This is a genomic window from Vibrio sp. Hal054, assembly GCF_037162405.1.
GTDB lineage: Bacteria > Pseudomonadota > Gammaproteobacteria > Enterobacterales > Vibrionaceae > Vibrio > Vibrio diazotrophicus.
The window spans coordinates 18657-34819 of record NZ_JARLUT010000002.1 but is presented as its reverse complement, the minus strand read 5'-3'; the positions used below and the strand labels follow the sequence as shown (position 1 = coordinate 34819).

Here is a 16163-nt window from a genome sequence, read left to right as displayed (position 1 = left end):
AGAAGATTTCACCGACTGAACAACACAACTTTAAATTACGCTGGGATCTGCTGAGTGATGCAGTGGATGTTCCCACCGCCCAAAAGAACCTCTCTGGACGGAATACCGATAATCTGATGGTTCGGCATCGCCGCGCTCAAAATCTCTACCGCTTGTGCGTCTGTATTTTTATCAAGCAGTGGCAAAAACACATGATTATTGACGATAAGAAAATTCGCGTATGAAGCGCTTAGCCTTTCTCCTGCGCTGCGATTCATACCAGAACTCACATCAATCCCGCTCACTTCGTTCTCGCTATAGTGTAGTGGTCCCGGCAGTGGTAACTTCACGATTTCTATCGCTCGACCTTTCGCATCAGTTTCAGATTTCAGAACAGCTTCTGCTTCGCGAGACAAATCGTATTGTGGATCGCTTGGATCATCTGTCCAACTTAGCACCACTTTCGCTGGCGCAATGACGTGCATGAGGTTATCAACATGTCCGTCAGTTTCATCGTTAAACAGGCCATTCGGTACCCAAATCACTTTCTCAACCGCCAGATACTGTTTCAGTAGCGCTTCAATCTCTGACTTACTCAGATGAGGATTGCGTCCCGGACTCAGCAAGCACTCTTCGGTGGTGTAAAGTGTTCCTTCACCATCGGTATGAATTGATCCACCTTCCAATACAAACGGCGCTTGATAATGGTCAATGCCGATAATGTCGCAGACTGAAGCTGCCACTAAATCGTCTTGTTGCCAGTTATCATAAAGCCCATTGTATTCACCACCCCAAGCGTTGAATTTCCAACTTATGCCTCGGCGCTCACCCTTATCATTGATGACAACCGTCGGACCTATATCTCGCATCCAAGCATCGTTAAATGGAATGTCCACTAAGCGAACCTCTGAATCGAGCATTTCACGTGCGCGGTCATAACTGCCAGAGCATACCGCCACACGAACTTTTGCCACTTGAGAGATAGCATTAGCAATGTTGGCAAAGGTTTCTTGCGCTGGCTTAGCGTCTTCACGCCAGTTATCACGACGTTCTGGCCATGCTAACCACACTTCACTGACCGGCTGAAATTCAGCCGGAAAATAGAAGCCATCTTGCGCCGGAGTTGTTGACAACTTCATCTTAACGCCCCTTTAAACGGTTAGTTTGCCAACGCTCGTGTAAAGGTCTGGACGGCGGTCGCGGAATAAGCCCCAAGCATGACGAGCTTTCGCTGTCGCATCTAAATCGATCTCTGCGTAGATGATGGTTTCGCCTTCACGTGGCGCTTCTGCAATCTTTCCACCTGTGTGGTCGGTAATGAAAGAAGAGCCGTAGAAAGTAGTTTCAATGCCATCATCCACTTCTGTACCTACACGGTTTGAAGCAATAACAGGTACTAGGTTTGCAGCAGAGTGACCTTGCATTGTGCGTTGCCAGTGGTCACGTGAATCCAGTGTAGGGTCTTGAGGTTCAGAACCAATTGCTGTTGGGTAGAAGATCGCTTCTGCACCATGCAATGCTAGGCTACGAGCTAGCTCTGGGAACCATTGGTCCCAACAGATACCCACGCCAAATTTGCCGAACTTGGTTTGCCATACACGGAAACCTGTGTCGCCAGGGCTGAAGTAGTATTTTTCGCTGTAACCCGGACCATCAGGAATGTGTGACTTACGGTAGTTGTCCATCACTGTGCCGTCAGCATCAATCATGACTAGTGAGTTGAAGAAGTTGTTACCAGAACGCTCGAAATAGCTAACCGGAATCACTACGTTAAGCTCTTTAGCTAACGCACTCATTTCTTTGATTAGGAGACAGTTTTCTGTTTCTTCTGCCAACTCGAAATATTTTGCTTCCTGCTTTTTGCAGAAGTAAGGGGCAGCGAACAGTTCCTGAGGAAGAATAACATTCGCTCCGTTTTGTGCCGCTTCACGAATGGCTTTTTTCGCTTTGTTCAGGTTATCTTCCAGATCCCAGCTTTTAGATAGCTGAATAGCTGCAAATTTAACGACTCTGCTCATTTCGATGTTCCTTATCTCTTAAATTGCCAATTTGTCACGTAAGTTGTAGTAAGCCGCACCGATCGCTGTAAATGGAACTTGGAAATGGCGACCGCCTGGGAATGAGTAATGTTTTAGCGCTGCGAAAGCATCAAAACGCTCCGCATGGCCTGTTAATGTTTCTGCCAGCAATTTGCCCGCTAGGTGTGTACAGGTAACACCATGACCGCTGTAACCTTGCAGGTAGTAAATGTTGTCTGCGAACGAACCAAACTGAGGCATGCGTGAATAGGTCAGTAAGAAGTTCCCTGTCCATGTGTAATCGACTTTGATGCCTTTCAATTGCGGGAAGACTTTTTCCATCTTCGGACGGATCAGAGCTTCGATATTTTCTGGGTCGCGAGCGCCGTAAACTACACCACCACCGAATAACAGACGGTTATCTGCCGTCAGACGGAAGTAGTCCAATAAGTAGTTACAGTCTTCAACACAATAACCGCTGGTTAATACTTGTTGCAGTTGCTCGTCAGACAGAGGTTCCGTTGTAATTACCTGAGTACCACATGGAATCGCTTTGTTACTGATATTCGGTGCCAAACCACCAAGATAAGCATTGCCAGCCAGCACAAGGTACTTGCTTTTAACGCTGCCCAACGCTGTTTTCACAACTGGGTTAGCACCTTTCTCAATCGACAGTACCGCTGACTGTTCGAAAATCTGACCACCCAGTGACATAAACGCCGCAGCCTCACCTAACGCCAGTTTAAGCGGGTGAATATGACCGCCACGCATATCCAAAAGACCACCGGTATACACTTTTGTACCAACGGTTTGCTCGATTTCTTTTGCATCCAGCAGAGTAAGTTGGTCGTTACCGTAGCGCTCCCAGTTGCGCTTGTGTTCTTCAAGCCCTTTTAACTGCTTATTGTTGAGAGCGGTGAACAGGCCACCTTGTTTGAAATCACACTCGATATTGTATTTATCGATGAGGCCACGGATGATATCGCCACCTTCGAAGATCATTTCACACAAAGCTTTTCCTTGGGTTTGACCATAACGGCTTTCAATCACATCAACATCTCGGCTGTAGCTATTGACGATCTGTCCACCGTTACGGCCAGTTGCTCCAAATCCAACTTTGGCACTTTCTAGAACGACGACTTTAAACCCTTTTTCCGCCAGATGAATCGCGGAAGAAAGCCCTGAGAAACCGGCACCGACAATACAGATGTCACATTCAATGTTGTCTTGAAGTTGAGGGTAATCTGGCATATTTGGCACAGAATCAGCGTAATACGAGTCCGTATGCTTGTTCATAATCATATTCCTTTATTTATCGTAATCGTCAGTGGGCTTAAGCGTGGATACGAATCCAAGTGGTTTTGGTTTCAGTGAATTTTTCCAGAGCGTGGAGTGATTTATCACGGCCGTTACCGCTCATTTTGAATCCACCAAACGGGACAGTCATATCCCCTTCGTTGTAGTTATTGACCCAAACGGAGCCAGCTTGTAGCTGCTTGGCAACACGGTGTACTCGATTGATGTTGCTGCTCCACAATGCGGCACCTAAGCCGTATTTAGAATCGTTGGCAATCTCGATAGCTTCAGCTTCATCCTTAAATGGAATGACGCAAAGTACAGGACCAAAAATCTCTTCCTGAGCAACACGCATTTTGTTACTGACGTTGTCCAAAATGGTTGGTTCAACAAACGCGCCTTGACCTTCAACATCTCCACCACAACGTAGGGTTGCGCCTTCAGCCTGACCTAGTGAAATGTATTCCAGAACTTTCGCTTTGTGGTCTTGGTCGATAAGTGCGCCCATCGATGATGTTGGATTCATAGGGTCTTTTGGCGTGAACGCTTTTGCTGCTGCAATCACTTTTTCGATGAACTGATCTTTGATGCTCTCATGAACCAGCAAACGAGTCGCTGCAACACACACTTCACCTTGGTTATAAAAACAACCAGAAGCCGTTTCTGCTGCTGCGCGGTCTAAATCGTCGCAATCTTCAAAAACGATATTGGCGTTCTTACCACCAGCTTCCGCGAAGACGCGTTTTAGGTTGCTTTGACCTGAGCTGACCATCAACTGACCAGCAATCCGTGTTGAACCAGTAAAGGCGATGCAATCTACATCGTGGTGTTTTGCTAAGGCATCACCTGCTTCATGACCGAAGCCAGTAATCACTTGGAACACACCGTTAGGCATGCCAGCCTGAGCCGCAAGCTGACCAAGGAAAATCGCGGTTAAAGAAGATTTTTCTGAAGGTTTTAAAATAACGCTGTTACCCGCAGCCAATGCTGGGCCAAGCTTCCAACATGCAATCCATAGAGGGAAGTTCCACGGAACAACAGCAGCAATAACACCAATCGGTTGATGGGAAATAAAAGCGTGTACGTCTTTTTCTGTCGGTGCGACTTCACCGTACACTTTATCGATCGCTTCCGCGTACCAGCGCAGTGAATTAGCAGCACCTGGAATATCGGTAGAAAAACTGTGGGAGATAGGTTTACCTGTGTCGAGCGTTTCAAGTAGTGCTAGCTCTTCTCGGTTTTGTTCAATCAGGTTAGCGAACTGATTCAGTACTGCTTTTCGATAAGAAGGACTGCTTTCACTCCACTGACCTGATTGAAAAATTCGTCGAGCGTATGATACCGCAAGATCGACATCTTCACTTTGGCAACGAGCGATTTCTGTAATGATTTCGTCTGTTGCTGGGTTTACTACGGGAATCGTCTGCCCGCTCAGCGCGGCGCTGTATTCACCGTTAATATAGGCCCGATTTTCAATGTTTAGATTATCTTTTAACTCAATCCATTGCTCTTGGGTGTTCATACGCTCTCCTTGTGATCACACAAGGCAAGCACCACTTAGAAAGTGGTTGGCGTATGCGCACTTATCATTCGACAAGCCTTGTCTGTGTGATTAGTAAATCTATGCGGCTCGTTCGTATCAATAACGTACGACTCGCCAGCTTTGATAACGTGAGATTTGCCTTTGTATTCCAGAGTGATTTGTCCCTCTAGAACCGTGCCTATCTCTTCGCCTTCGTGTTCGATTTCTCTCGCACCTGTCGTTCCAAAAGGTGCGTACTCTTCAATCAGGAATCCAATCACCTGATCTTTTTTGCCATTGGTCACTAGTTTCATCGAGACAGACTCACTGCCCATTTCAACCAGTTCCTCAGATGGAATAACAACCTTCGCTTCATTTTTCGGAGATTGTTCAATCATGAAAAACTCCGAAAGAGATAAAGAAAAAACATTGACGATCTTTTGCAACGAGCTCACCGACGGGCTCACTTTGCCATTCTCGATAGAAGAGATAGCACTGTGTGTTATGCCAGCTCTTTCAGCGAGTTCCCTTTGTGACAATTCATGCTTTTTACGCAACTGAACAATAGTTTTTCCAATCTCCAAATTGTCCATCAATATGCAGCTCCAAACGTTAACGTGAGGCTGCCATCATAAACTCTTTAAATAAAATTTGTGAGAAATGATTTGTTTTAGCTTTCCATTCTGGGTGCCACTGAACACCAACAAAGAAATCTTGCTCGGGAAGGCTAAATGCTTCTATCAAACCATCGGGGGCTTTAGCTTCTACTCTTAACTGAGGTGCCAACTGTTCCACACCCTGATTGTGTAAAGTGTTGACGTGGAAGTGAGCTGCATTTTCCCACTCCTCCTCTTTCAGCCAACGCTCAAACAAACTCTGCTCTTGTACTAATACCAAGTGGCCGTGTGCGTATTTTTGTTCAAAATCTTCAACATCCGATTCTCGGTGGTCATTAAAACCTGAATCGTGAACGGCTGGATTCAGCGTTCCGCCCAGTGCAACGTTCATTTCCTGAAAACCACGACAAATGCCTAAACATGGAATGTTTCGGTCAATGGCTTTTCTAATCAGAGAGATAGAAAGCTCGTCACGCGCTTCATCTCGTTTATTTTCAGTGTGGCTCGCGTTGTAGCGATGCGGTGCAACGTTTGAATGGCTACCTGGGAATAAAAAGCCATCACAGACATTCAAAATTTCTTCCACTTCATCACCAGACATGTCTGGCGCAAGAATGATTGGCATTCCACCAAAATCTTTGACAGCGCGAAGATAAAATCCATTAACCGCTTGAATTTGATAGCCGTTGAGTTCCTTCGTACAGCTAACAACGCCAATGATCGGTTTGCGTTTTCCTACCATGACAATTCCGTGTTCGATATATTTAACATTTACACTACAAACCGTGTACAAAATTATCAACACGGATGTTCAAAATAATGGCAATAACGTGACACTGAGCACCTTTTTAGCATTAAAAGCGAATATTCATGCCCATTATATTGAACAAAACAAAAACGACTGTTACAAAATAGTTAACAAGAAATACATAAAAGCAACTCACCAGAATTCAACGCAAAACAATAAGTGACTGTTTCAATTACAAATAACTGAAGAAACCATATTTCAAAGATGAAGATGTGATTTTTTTGTTAAAAGTTATCTCTAATTTCGATACGTCAGTTTATTCGGAGAAGAAAAATGGAAGCTTATCTACAGGAAGTACAAAATTTTAAACAAAACTGGCCCAGTATTGAGTTTGTCGACCTCATATTCACAGACATAAATGCAGCCCCAAGAGGAAAACGAATCCCAATCAATGCATTAGATAAATTGAACAAAGGTGTTGCCCTACCGCTGTCTACTATTTCCCTTGATACAAAAGGCAACGTTGTTGAATCGGCCGGACTTGGAGAAGATCTAGGCGAGCCGGATAATTTGTGTTTCCCGATCAGCGGAACACTAATGCCAACAGCCAAGGAACAGGTCGGGCAACTACTGATCAGCATGATGGATGAAAAAGGCGAACGACCAAATCCACTCTTCATCCGTAATATCGTTTCTAGCATGCTAGAAACACTCGCGAGCAAAAATCAGTTTCCCTGTATAGCACTAGAGCTTGAGTTCTACTTGATCGATAAAGTTCGTGGTGAGCATGGCGAACCGTTAACCGCCATTAACCCAACCAAAAAAACGCGAGAGAAAGACACCGAAGTTTATGATTTAGATGGATTGGACGACTATGCTGATTTCCTTTCTGATTTAAACCGCATCGCTTTCGAACAAGGGTTAAATACTTCTGGTGCACTTTCTGAATCCGCTCCGGGTCAATTCGAACTTAACTTCAACCACTCGAAAGATGTTCTGCGAGCCTGTGATGAAATCATTATCGCGAAGCGCTTGATCCGACAAATTGCTCACCAACATGGTTTCGACGCAACTTTCATGGCGAAACCTTTCGCAGATCAAGCGGGTAATGGTATGCACATTCACCTTAGCTTGGTGGATAGCGAAGATAACAACCTCTTTAGCCAGCAAGATGGCCAAGCAAGTTCCCTTTTCTATCAAACAATGGCAGCGATGCTTTCACAAACATCTCAAGCCATGGGTTTGATTTGCCCTAACGTTAACTCTTACCGCCGTTTCACTCCTGGTGCTTATGTTCCAACGAAAGCCAACTGGGGAGAAAACCACCGTGGTGTTGCGCTACGTGTTCCAATTAGTGACAAGAACAACCGTCGAATAGAACACCGTATTGCAGGTGCTGACGTTAACCCCTATATTCTCGCTGCAGTTGTACTTTCCGCAGTATTAGCGAGTGATAACTATACCAAGGAGCAATGTCCTCCACCTTTAAGTGATAATGCGGTAACTCTGCCACTACGCATGCCTGAAGCCCTTGACAGGCTAGAGCGCAGCGAACTCAATCAATATATTTCGAGAGAGTTTATTGACCTGTATCTAGCTTGCAAACGAAGTGAGCTCGCTGAATTTGAACGAGCTATCACCCCAATGGAAATCGACTGGATGTTACACTCAGCATAAACAAAGGAACTGTACTTCATGACTAGTCAAACCAAAGCGCTGGAAGCGCCACTAAAGATTAATACGCAACATATCTTTGTCTCTCTTATATCCTTAGCCACGTTTATATTTTTTACGGCGATAGGATTAAACCACGAAGAGGGCGAACTCTACGGGTGGATGAGCCTTCTACCAACAACACTGGTATTGGTGTTTGCACTGACCACTCATCGCACAGTTGAAGCGCTTTTCAGCGGTGCTATTGCTGGGGTGTTGTTGCTTAATCCAAGAGAAGCGGTTGAACAAATCGTGGATATTTCAATGGGCGTGATGATGGATGAAACCATCGCCTGGATTATTCTCGTATGTGGCCTGATGGGTGGCTTGATTGCGGTACTGGAAAAAGGCGGTAGCATTCTGAGTTTCTCAGATATGTTAGTCACTAAGGTTAAAAGCCGCAGACAATCGATGTTGATGACGTTTGTTCTGGGCATTGTTATTTTCATTGATGACTACTTGAATGCTATTGCTATCTCTTCTTCTATGAAGAAAGTGACTGACGGTTACAACATCTCCCGCGAGAAACTGTCTTACTTAGTCGATTCAACAGCAGCACCGATTTGTATTCTTGTACCGATTTCAACGTGGGCGATTTTCTTCAGCTCACTACTGGAAGCAAACAACGTTGCTGAAGCCGGTGAAGGTATTAAGACCTATATTGAAGCGATTCCTTATATGGCTTACGGTTGGGTAACACTGGTGATTGTGCTGCTGGTTGCGATGGAGAAGATCCCAGATCTGGGTTCAATGAAAGCTGCTGAACAGCGTGCGAAAAATGGTCAAGTTCGCCCAGACGGCGCAACGGATATCGACTTTGGCTCTGATATCTCATCTCACACCAATCCAACCATGGGTTTGATTAACTTCCTGCTTCCTATGATTGTACTTGTAGCTGCAAGCTGGTACTTCGGCATTGATTTGCTGGCTGGTGTTTTCGTTGCCCTTATCTTCACTATCTGTTTCTACGGTGCTCAACGACTGATTTCAATGAACGACATGTTCGAGTCTGTTTACGATGGCATTAAAGTCATGTTGCTGCCTCTTGCAACCGTTATCGGCGGCTTTATGTTGAAGTCTGTGAACGACCAGCTAGGCGTAACTCAGTATGTTATTGAAACAGTGAGCCCTTACCTATCTGCCTCTTATTTCCCAGCCATCATCTTTATGATTACCGGCGCTTTAGTATTCGCCACTGCATCATCTTGGGGTACTTTTGCAGTAGCAATGCCAATCGTTCTGCCACTGGGTGAACAGCTTGGTGTTCCTCTACACCTAACGGTTGCAGCACTGCTTTCTGCATCAGCTGCGGGCAGCCACTCATGTTTCTTCAGTGACTCTACAGTATTGTCGGCACAAGGTTCTGGTTGTACACCAATGCAACACGCAACTTCTCAGTTCCCATATGCGCTTATCGGTATTGTCGCGACCGCTATTTTCTTCTTAGTGATTGCGTAAATCTCTAACCAAAAAGTACACCAAAACAAAGCCCCTTATTTAAGGGGCTTTGCTATTTGTATCTAAAGCAGTTGGGAATTTAAGCTCGCAATTTTCCAACTTTCGCAGCTGCTAAAGCTAAAGCAGCCAAGATCAAAGGAACAAAGGATACCAACAACACCATCTGCCAGCCGTAAGCACTTAACAGCCCGCCTGATGAAAAAGAACCTATTGCCATCAAGCCAAAAATAATAAAGTCGTTGAGCGACTGAACGCGATTTTTCTCTTCCGGTTTATGACATTCCAACACCAATGCAGAAGCGCCAAGAAAGCCGAAGTTCCATCCAATGCCCAGTAAAATGAGTAACCACCAGAAATGGTTTACATCTACGCCCAACAAACCAACAGCCGCAGAAACACCCGTCAAAACAATGCCTATTGCGGAAATACGCACAGCGCCAAATCGCGCTATCAGTTTGCCGGTGAAAAAGCTCGGGGCATACATGGCAATCACATGCCATTGAATACCTAAGTTTGACGACTCATGGCTGTGGCCGTGCATATGCATGGCGAGCGGGGCTGCAGTCATAAGAAAGTTCATGATCATGTATGACGCTGCGCCACACACCACAGCAGAAATAAAGCGCGGTTGAAGTGCAATTTCCAATAATGGTCTTCTTCCACCATGCTGCTCTTTTACAGCCGGAGACTGAACGCCATATAAGATCACACCTGAGATCACAGCAACTACTGCCTGTGCAAGGAAAGTGGCAGCAAACATTTTTTCTGGCCACAGATACATGGTTTGTGTCACTAGCTGAGGCCCGATAACACCTGCAACAATACCACCAGCCATAACTAGCGAAAGTGCTTGAGGTCTTTTCTCTGGCGGTAAACCGTCCGTTACAGCAAAACGAAAAGAGAGAACAACGGCGGCGTAAGCGCCACCTAGAAGGGTCGAGAGACAAAACAACCAGAACAATCCCGTGAACATAGCAGCCATCGCTAACAACCCCGTTAACACGCCTGCTACCGAACCCGCCATAAACGCCGCTTTTCGTCCGTACTTTCTTGCTAATTCTCCCGCAGGAAAGACACACACAGCCATACCAACAACGAAAATAGAAATAGGCAGTGTGGCAAGCAACGGAGAAGGCGCCAGCATACTTCCGACAATCGCTCCGGTTGCAAATACAACCACTGAATTCGCCCCTGCCAACGCTTGTGCCAGTGTTAAACGCCATAAATTGGAACGGCTGACGTCTGGACCAAGTAGTGCGGGATCAGAGATTGTCGAATACGAATCGTTAGACATGAACTTTACTTTCCTTGTATGAATTCTATTTCTTATACGAGCATATTAGATCAGAAGCAAAGCTCAAAGGCTTATTCAATACTCTACTCCCGTGCTCTACAAACATCCCATAATGAGTTTTCAACCATCACACCATTCTTGTTGGAATTATGTAAAAGAATGGTAGTCAATTGATTAACTTTCAGGTTATCGTAATTGCGTTTTCAACATACGGTTGGATCACTACCATGTATGGTTGTTTGGCAATTGTTGATACAACCATAAAATGATGTTTATGATTTATTATAATTCAGATAGTTATAAAAAATACAACCATATATTGATATCGTCCAATGCAACCATAAGTTGATATTTTTGTGATGATTGGATTTGGGAGTTAAATTTTTTGTAAGAAAGTTTCTTACAGAAAAATGCCCTGAACTCCCCTCACTTCACCGACAAATTCAGTAGCGAGTTAACATATGACAAAATCGCTTGGTGATCACAACACTGATGTCCGGTATCGTAACTCGGAAATGGACATTTCTAAGTTACGGTATTTACTAAATTAGAAAATCTCGGATTAACTGAGGTATGGCAAAGCAAAGCCCTACGAATCAGATCGTAGGTCGCTTACCATAAATATGTCCATCAAGTCGGTGGAAATTCAATCGTCGAAACGGCCTCTCAGACGTACCTAGCCGAGTTTACTGCCGCTACATATGGAAGCGACCAGTTAACTCAAATCCATTTGGTGAGCAATTAGGGATATCTTGAAGTTCAGGCCTAGTTGATTGACGGATGTAATTATCAAATGTGCTGTCAGAGCCCTTCCCATCCCGTGTTTGAAGATACTTACCTTCTTTGCGTTCTATCCAAGTAGAACATACCACCCCGACAAACTCTTTATACTTGGCAGGTTTTGCAAGTGGTGTACTGGTTGTGTACTTTTCAACATGATTCGAATCAGGGTTTACACTCTTATTTTTATATCCGCCTTCAAGATGCTGAGGGTGTTTTGTCTTGTCATAATCCCACAACACGGAAAGCCGAATTTCACCGTGTCCAATTCCATGCCAATTAATAACAGAGCTTTTCCCCAGTAGTTCACACTCAATTGAGCCATTAGTGTCATCAAGCTCGTTTAAGTTTACTAGCCCTCGCTCTAAAAGCTCATTCAATGCATGACCAAGCAGGTGTACCTTTTTATCGACCATAATGCTGACCTGACCCCAACTTTTCAATCCACCAATCAAGTAGAATAATACCCAACTTAATTCATATTTCTAGTATCAGAAATACTAACCAAAATAAATGCCAAATGAAAACAGTCATAAATCAAAGCAAAATTGAAATGGGACTGAAACGAACATGGACATTTTCGTGTTAAGACTTTTGCACTAATGAAAGCATTTCAGATTACCAAAAGTATGGAAAAGCTCTAAACCTGTAGCCAGTTTTATTTGACCACTACATATCGATTCCTGATCGTCCGAATAGTATCACCAAGGATGAGCTTATCTTCAGGAAAGTCTAAAACTACATTGATAATGTCTGCCATAGCTTGATTGCTGAATCTAAATCCGATAGGTAGCTGATTTAGTTCATCAAATTGGGCGTCAAACGCAAGAACAAAATCTTTATGGTCTGACGCTCTTCCATCTAGTACCGCATCAGGGATTTCAACATGTCGTGGTATCGGTTGAAGCTCTTCAAACTCACCAATGGCTTCTACGACATCAGCCCGTGAAGGCCAGTATTTAAGATCATATTGGTACGCCAGACTTTCAAGCTCATTTTTAACGTAAGCTCCGAAAAGATAGTTATGCTCTCCGCCTTGCACCAACGAATCGATTGCTGTTTGATAATCATGACGGCGAAAACCAGATAACTCATACAATTCACTCTGGCGTCTTAACATACCGGCCAGACGACATGAAAGCTCCGAGATATCTTCTTGCAATTTGAGTAGCTCACGCCTATTGGTTCTAGCTTGGATAAACTCTTCCTTCGCAAAATCTTCGCTCATCCAGATATGTTCCAATGTTAACCAAACAGCTTCAGCATTTGGCCTCTCTGATTCATAATGGATTGCTAGTTTGTCAGCGTAGCCAAACCGATGTATTAACTCGTTGAACACCCTTTCAAGATTTGATGCCTGATCAATCATCCGTTGCATAATTGGCCAGCGACTCATCAAAATTTTTTTCTCTCGGTTATCTTCAAGTTCCCTTTCTATAAAGGCTACGCAAAAGTCAGTTGGTGAGTTTGTAGGTAATTTCGTCACGATAAGCACCTTTAGTTTCTTTATTTTCGTACTAAGATATCGCTTAGTAAAACGAGTTACCGTGTCTCAATATTTTTATTTATTGGCCTTCAGACACGCATACCGTCTGTCATTGAATTAGACATTTATTGCTTGGTTATAAAACTCTAATTAATTCTGATTAGATTACTTTTTTTGACCAAAAGATGTAATCATCTGGCCGACTATCAAACAAGTTATGCATAGATATTCAAAAGGCAAGGTTGATAGCTTACTTTTGTCATTATTTGTACCACGCGTCAGCAAGAATCTCTGCTTGCTCAAGTACAAGTTTGATAGCCTCCTCTGCGGCATCTGGCGGATACGTCCAGCGGCGTAACAGTCGACAGACTAAGTTACGCATACGAGCACGGACACTGTCACGCTTCTGCCAGTCAAGCGTTGCTGAATTACGAAGCTGAACTGTTAACTCTATAGCTAGATTTCGCAACGCATGATAGCCAAGTTCATGTACTGAAGCCTCATTTTCAACCAAGGCCCGGTAGAACACTATCTCGTACACTGAAAGATTAAGCTTATCAAATAGCTCTTTATCTTCATGCATCTCTTTTGTTCACTGGAATCAGTTCTTCGATGACCAGAGCGGTTTCGATGCTGCGGTTATGGTACTTGTTCAGCGTTGTCAGGATGCAGTCTGAGTGAACTACATCGTTTATATGCCAATAAGTGGATTCATAGATTCTTACTTTTTTGTCTACAAAATTGCTTTCAAACTAAAAAAACAGCCAAACAAATGGCTGTTTTTTACATCACACCGCAAAGTTTTATTTTTCAATAATGCCTGTTTTCACTGTAAACTCTCTCACTTCCTTTGGTTGCAATTGAATCAACGTACCGTTTTTCTCAGCGGCTAAGTAACCTTCTGGTCGACAAGTTGCAGGCAGGACATAGGCTCCGACTTTTTGGTCTCCGTTGTACAAGATCCAACGCGTCGCATAGTTGAATTCTGTCGTATCAAATCGAGTAATTAACGTCTTGCCATTCGGTATTGTCATTTCAAACTCAGCATTGTCAGTATGCTGAGACAAGTTATCCATAAAATAAACGATTTCAGGGTCATACATGTCTGGTGCAGAAAGCTGATGAATGGGTGCTGATTGCGCTTTGAGTGTGTCGTTAAAATCGAGCCATTGTTGTGTTGGCTTAACATGGCCGGGAATCGATTTACGCAACTTAACCGCACTATCCGGAATGTTTTGCGTCATCTTCGCCTCTGGGAAGTATGCCGTATTCATGTGACACATATACTGTAGTGGCATTGGGACCGAAGCTAAGTTTTGCACTTTCATTTTAATCTCAAACATAGACGCCCCCTTCTCAATAGAAACTGACGGAGTCGCTAAGTAGTGGTCTCCAAAACCCATTACATACTCATATTCACCCTTTAGAGTAATTTGATATTCATCGACTTCTAACCATGCTTTATCCATATTAGCACACGGCATTTCACCGTGCAGCGGGTGGTCATCTTCAGGACTTGGACAACCATTTCTAATCATGCCAGAATGGAAAGCGAAACATCCGTATGTGGCTACAATCTCATTGCTTGGTTTCGGCTCCGAAAACATGTTCTCCATACAAATGTCTTCACCTAGAAATTTCGCATCCCAAATCATTTGCCCCATGTAAGGCAGAATTGTTAAATAACCTTTCGCATTTTCTATTTTTAACCCTTCGACCCCAGAGTTATATTTGAACGCTGATACTTTAAAATCCTCAGATTGAATTAAAATTGTTTCTTGCTGATTAAACTGTGCTTTGTTTAGTGGAATGATATACATAAATCTTCTCCGGAACAGAAAAGCCACTTATAAAGTGGCTTTTTGCTACATTAATTTGTTTGTTCTGCTAATTGAGTCTGTTTTTCGCTTTGGTTCTTATTTTTCATTTCACCTAAGAAATAATAACCAACGTATCCAAAGCAAATAAAGTTGACCAAAAAAGAAAGCTGCATGCCAATAGCGTCAGCCACCAAACCTTGAATAGCAGGTACCACTGCTGCGCCTACGATCGCCATAACAATGACAGCTCCCGCTGTTTCCGTATATTCGTTATCTACCGTATCTAATGTACCAGCGTAGATAGTTGCCCAACAAGGACCGAACAAAACACTCACACCAACAGCTACGTATACCGCGCTAAAATCGTGAACTAGAGATACATAAGCAAGAAACGCCATACCAATCAAAGAATAAACAATGAGTACTTTCTCAGCAGAAAATTTTGTCATCAGGATGTTGGCAATAAATTTACCTATAAAGAAACACACGAATGAGTACACCATATAGTTTGATGCTGCGCGTTCGTTGATATCAGACATTTCTAATGCTAAACGTATCGTGAACGACCACACCGCGACCTGCATACCTACATATAAGAACTGTGCAATGATGCCTTTTTTGAAGCGATTATTAGTCGATAAATACTTAAGCGTTTTACCAATAGAAGGGGCTTTTTTACCACTTTGTTGAGCCACTTTACATTTCGGGTATTGAGTGAACATAAACAACGCTAACACACCGATGAGAATGAAAATGATGTACTTATAAGGCTTCAGCGTATGCTCTAGCATCTCCAGACGGAACGCATGAATCTGATCTGGAGACATTGTCGCCATTTGTGATTCTAAGCTAGCACCGTCTTGGAAAATAAGGTATTTACCAAGCAAGATACCCGCAATAGCACCTATTGGATAGAAAGTTTGGCTGATGTTCAAACGCAGTGTTGCATGGGATTTTGGTCCCAACATTGAAGAATATGTATTCGCCGCTGTTTCAAGAAAAGACAAACCCACAGCAATAGCGAAAATCGCAGCTAGGAACATAGTATAAGTTGCCATATGAGAAGCTGGGAAAAATGCAGCGCAACCAAAGATATAAAGCGACAAACCAATCATAATAGCCATTTTATACGACGACTTTTTAATAACTAAAGAAGCAGGGATTGCAATTAGAAAATAACCACCATAAAAAGCACTTTGCACTAAGGCACTTGCAAAGTTAGATAACTCAAAGACAGATTTAAATTGAGTAATTAGAATATCGTTTAATGCAGCCGCACATCCCCATAAAGGAAAAAGGCAAGATAATAGTATGAATTGAAATACTGGTGTTTTATCCAAATAGCCATCAGAGCCTTGGATGGTATTATTTTTTATCATTGTAGGGTTCCTTAAAGAACAAGTTATCTGTGGCTCATTAGAAATAATGAGCC

At 43.4% G+C, this 16163-nt stretch carries 13 protein-coding genes and 1 pseudogene; 2 read left to right on the top strand and 12 right to left on the bottom strand.

Going from position 1 to position 16163, the window contains the following annotated elements:
• Positions 1–35 precede the first annotated feature (35 nt).
• From aguA to P4S58_RS16115, 6 genes are read right to left on the bottom strand one after another with little or no spacing between them, the layout of a single operon-like run.
• Positions 36–1118: an agmatine deiminase gene (gene aguA, locus P4S58_RS16140; protein ID WP_042481398.1), complete on the bottom strand. Its 1083-nt coding sequence runs from the start codon at positions 1116–1118 to the stop codon at positions 36–38.
• A 12-nt stretch (positions 1119–1130) separates the two neighbouring features.
• Entirely contained in the window at positions 1131–1997 is an 867-nt protein-coding gene (gene aguB, locus P4S58_RS16135) for an N-carbamoylputrescine amidase (RefSeq protein ID WP_337164663.1), read from the bottom strand.
• A gap of 18 nt (positions 1998–2015) precedes the next feature.
• Positions 2016–3293, bottom strand: a complete 1278-nt coding sequence (locus tag P4S58_RS16130) for an NAD(P)/FAD-dependent oxidoreductase (protein ID WP_042481404.1) — start codon at positions 3291–3293, stop codon at positions 2016–2018.
• 37 nt (positions 3294–3330) lie between these two features.
• Positions 3331–4815: an aldehyde dehydrogenase gene (locus P4S58_RS16125; protein WP_042481407.1), complete on the bottom strand. Its 1485-nt coding sequence runs from the start codon at positions 4813–4815 to the stop codon at positions 3331–3333.
• A 35-nt stretch (positions 4816–4850) separates the two neighbouring features.
• A complete protein-coding gene (gene puuR / locus P4S58_RS16120) occupies positions 4851–5408 on the bottom strand; it encodes an HTH-type transcriptional regulator PuuR (RefSeq protein WP_042481409.1) in 558 nt (185 codons plus the stop codon).
• A gap of 19 nt (positions 5409–5427) precedes the next feature.
• Complete coding sequence (locus tag P4S58_RS16115; protein WP_042481412.1) at positions 5428–6174, bottom strand: gamma-glutamyl-gamma-aminobutyrate hydrolase family protein; 747 nt, start codon at positions 6172–6174, stop codon at positions 5428–5430.
• Between the two features lie 339 nt (positions 6175–6513).
• Here P4S58_RS16115 and P4S58_RS16110 point away from each other — a divergent pair, with 339 nt between their 5' ends.
• On the top strand, positions 6514–7857 hold the full coding sequence (locus P4S58_RS16110) for a glutamine synthetase family protein (RefSeq protein ID WP_042481415.1): 1344 nt from the start codon (positions 6514–6516) through the stop codon (positions 7855–7857).
• 18 nt (positions 7858–7875) lie between these two features.
• Entirely contained in the window at positions 7876–9351 is a 1476-nt protein-coding gene (locus P4S58_RS16105; protein ID WP_337164653.1) for a Na+/H+ antiporter NhaC family protein, read from the top strand.
• Between the two features lie 79 nt (positions 9352–9430).
• On the opposite strand, the gene P4S58_RS16100 is transcribed toward P4S58_RS16105, so the two are convergent.
• The 6 genes and pseudogenes from P4S58_RS16100 to fucP all read right to left on the bottom strand — a co-directional run bounded on the left by P4S58_RS16100 (position 9431) and on the right by fucP (position 16110).
• Positions 9431–10645, bottom strand: a complete 1215-nt coding sequence (locus tag P4S58_RS16100) for an MFS transporter (protein ID WP_337164650.1) — start codon at positions 10643–10645, stop codon at positions 9431–9433.
• 695 nt (positions 10646–11340) lie between these two features.
• On the bottom strand, positions 11341–11841 hold the full coding sequence (locus P4S58_RS16095; protein ID WP_337164648.1) for a hypothetical protein: 501 nt from the start codon (positions 11839–11841) through the stop codon (positions 11341–11343).
• A gap of 242 nt (positions 11842–12083) precedes the next feature.
• On the bottom strand, positions 12084–12911 hold the full coding sequence (locus P4S58_RS16090; RefSeq protein ID WP_337164646.1) for a hypothetical protein: 828 nt from the start codon (positions 12909–12911) through the stop codon (positions 12084–12086).
• 262 nt (positions 12912–13173) lie between these two features.
• A pseudogene (locus tag P4S58_RS16085) lies at positions 13174–13603 on the bottom strand (type I restriction enzyme endonuclease domain-containing protein); the annotation flags it as partial.
• 111 nt (positions 13604–13714) lie between these two features.
• The gene (locus P4S58_RS16080) at positions 13715–14731 is read right to left on the bottom strand and encodes an aldose 1-epimerase family protein (RefSeq protein ID WP_332189006.1); all 1017 of its coding nucleotides are present in this window, start codon (positions 14729–14731) and stop codon (positions 13715–13717) included.
• Between the two features lie 50 nt (positions 14732–14781).
• The gene (gene fucP / locus P4S58_RS16075) at positions 14782–16110 is read right to left on the bottom strand and encodes an L-fucose:H+ symporter permease (RefSeq protein ID WP_337164643.1); all 1329 of its coding nucleotides are present in this window, start codon (positions 16108–16110) and stop codon (positions 14782–14784) included.
• Between the last annotated feature and the right edge of the window lie 53 nt (positions 16111–16163).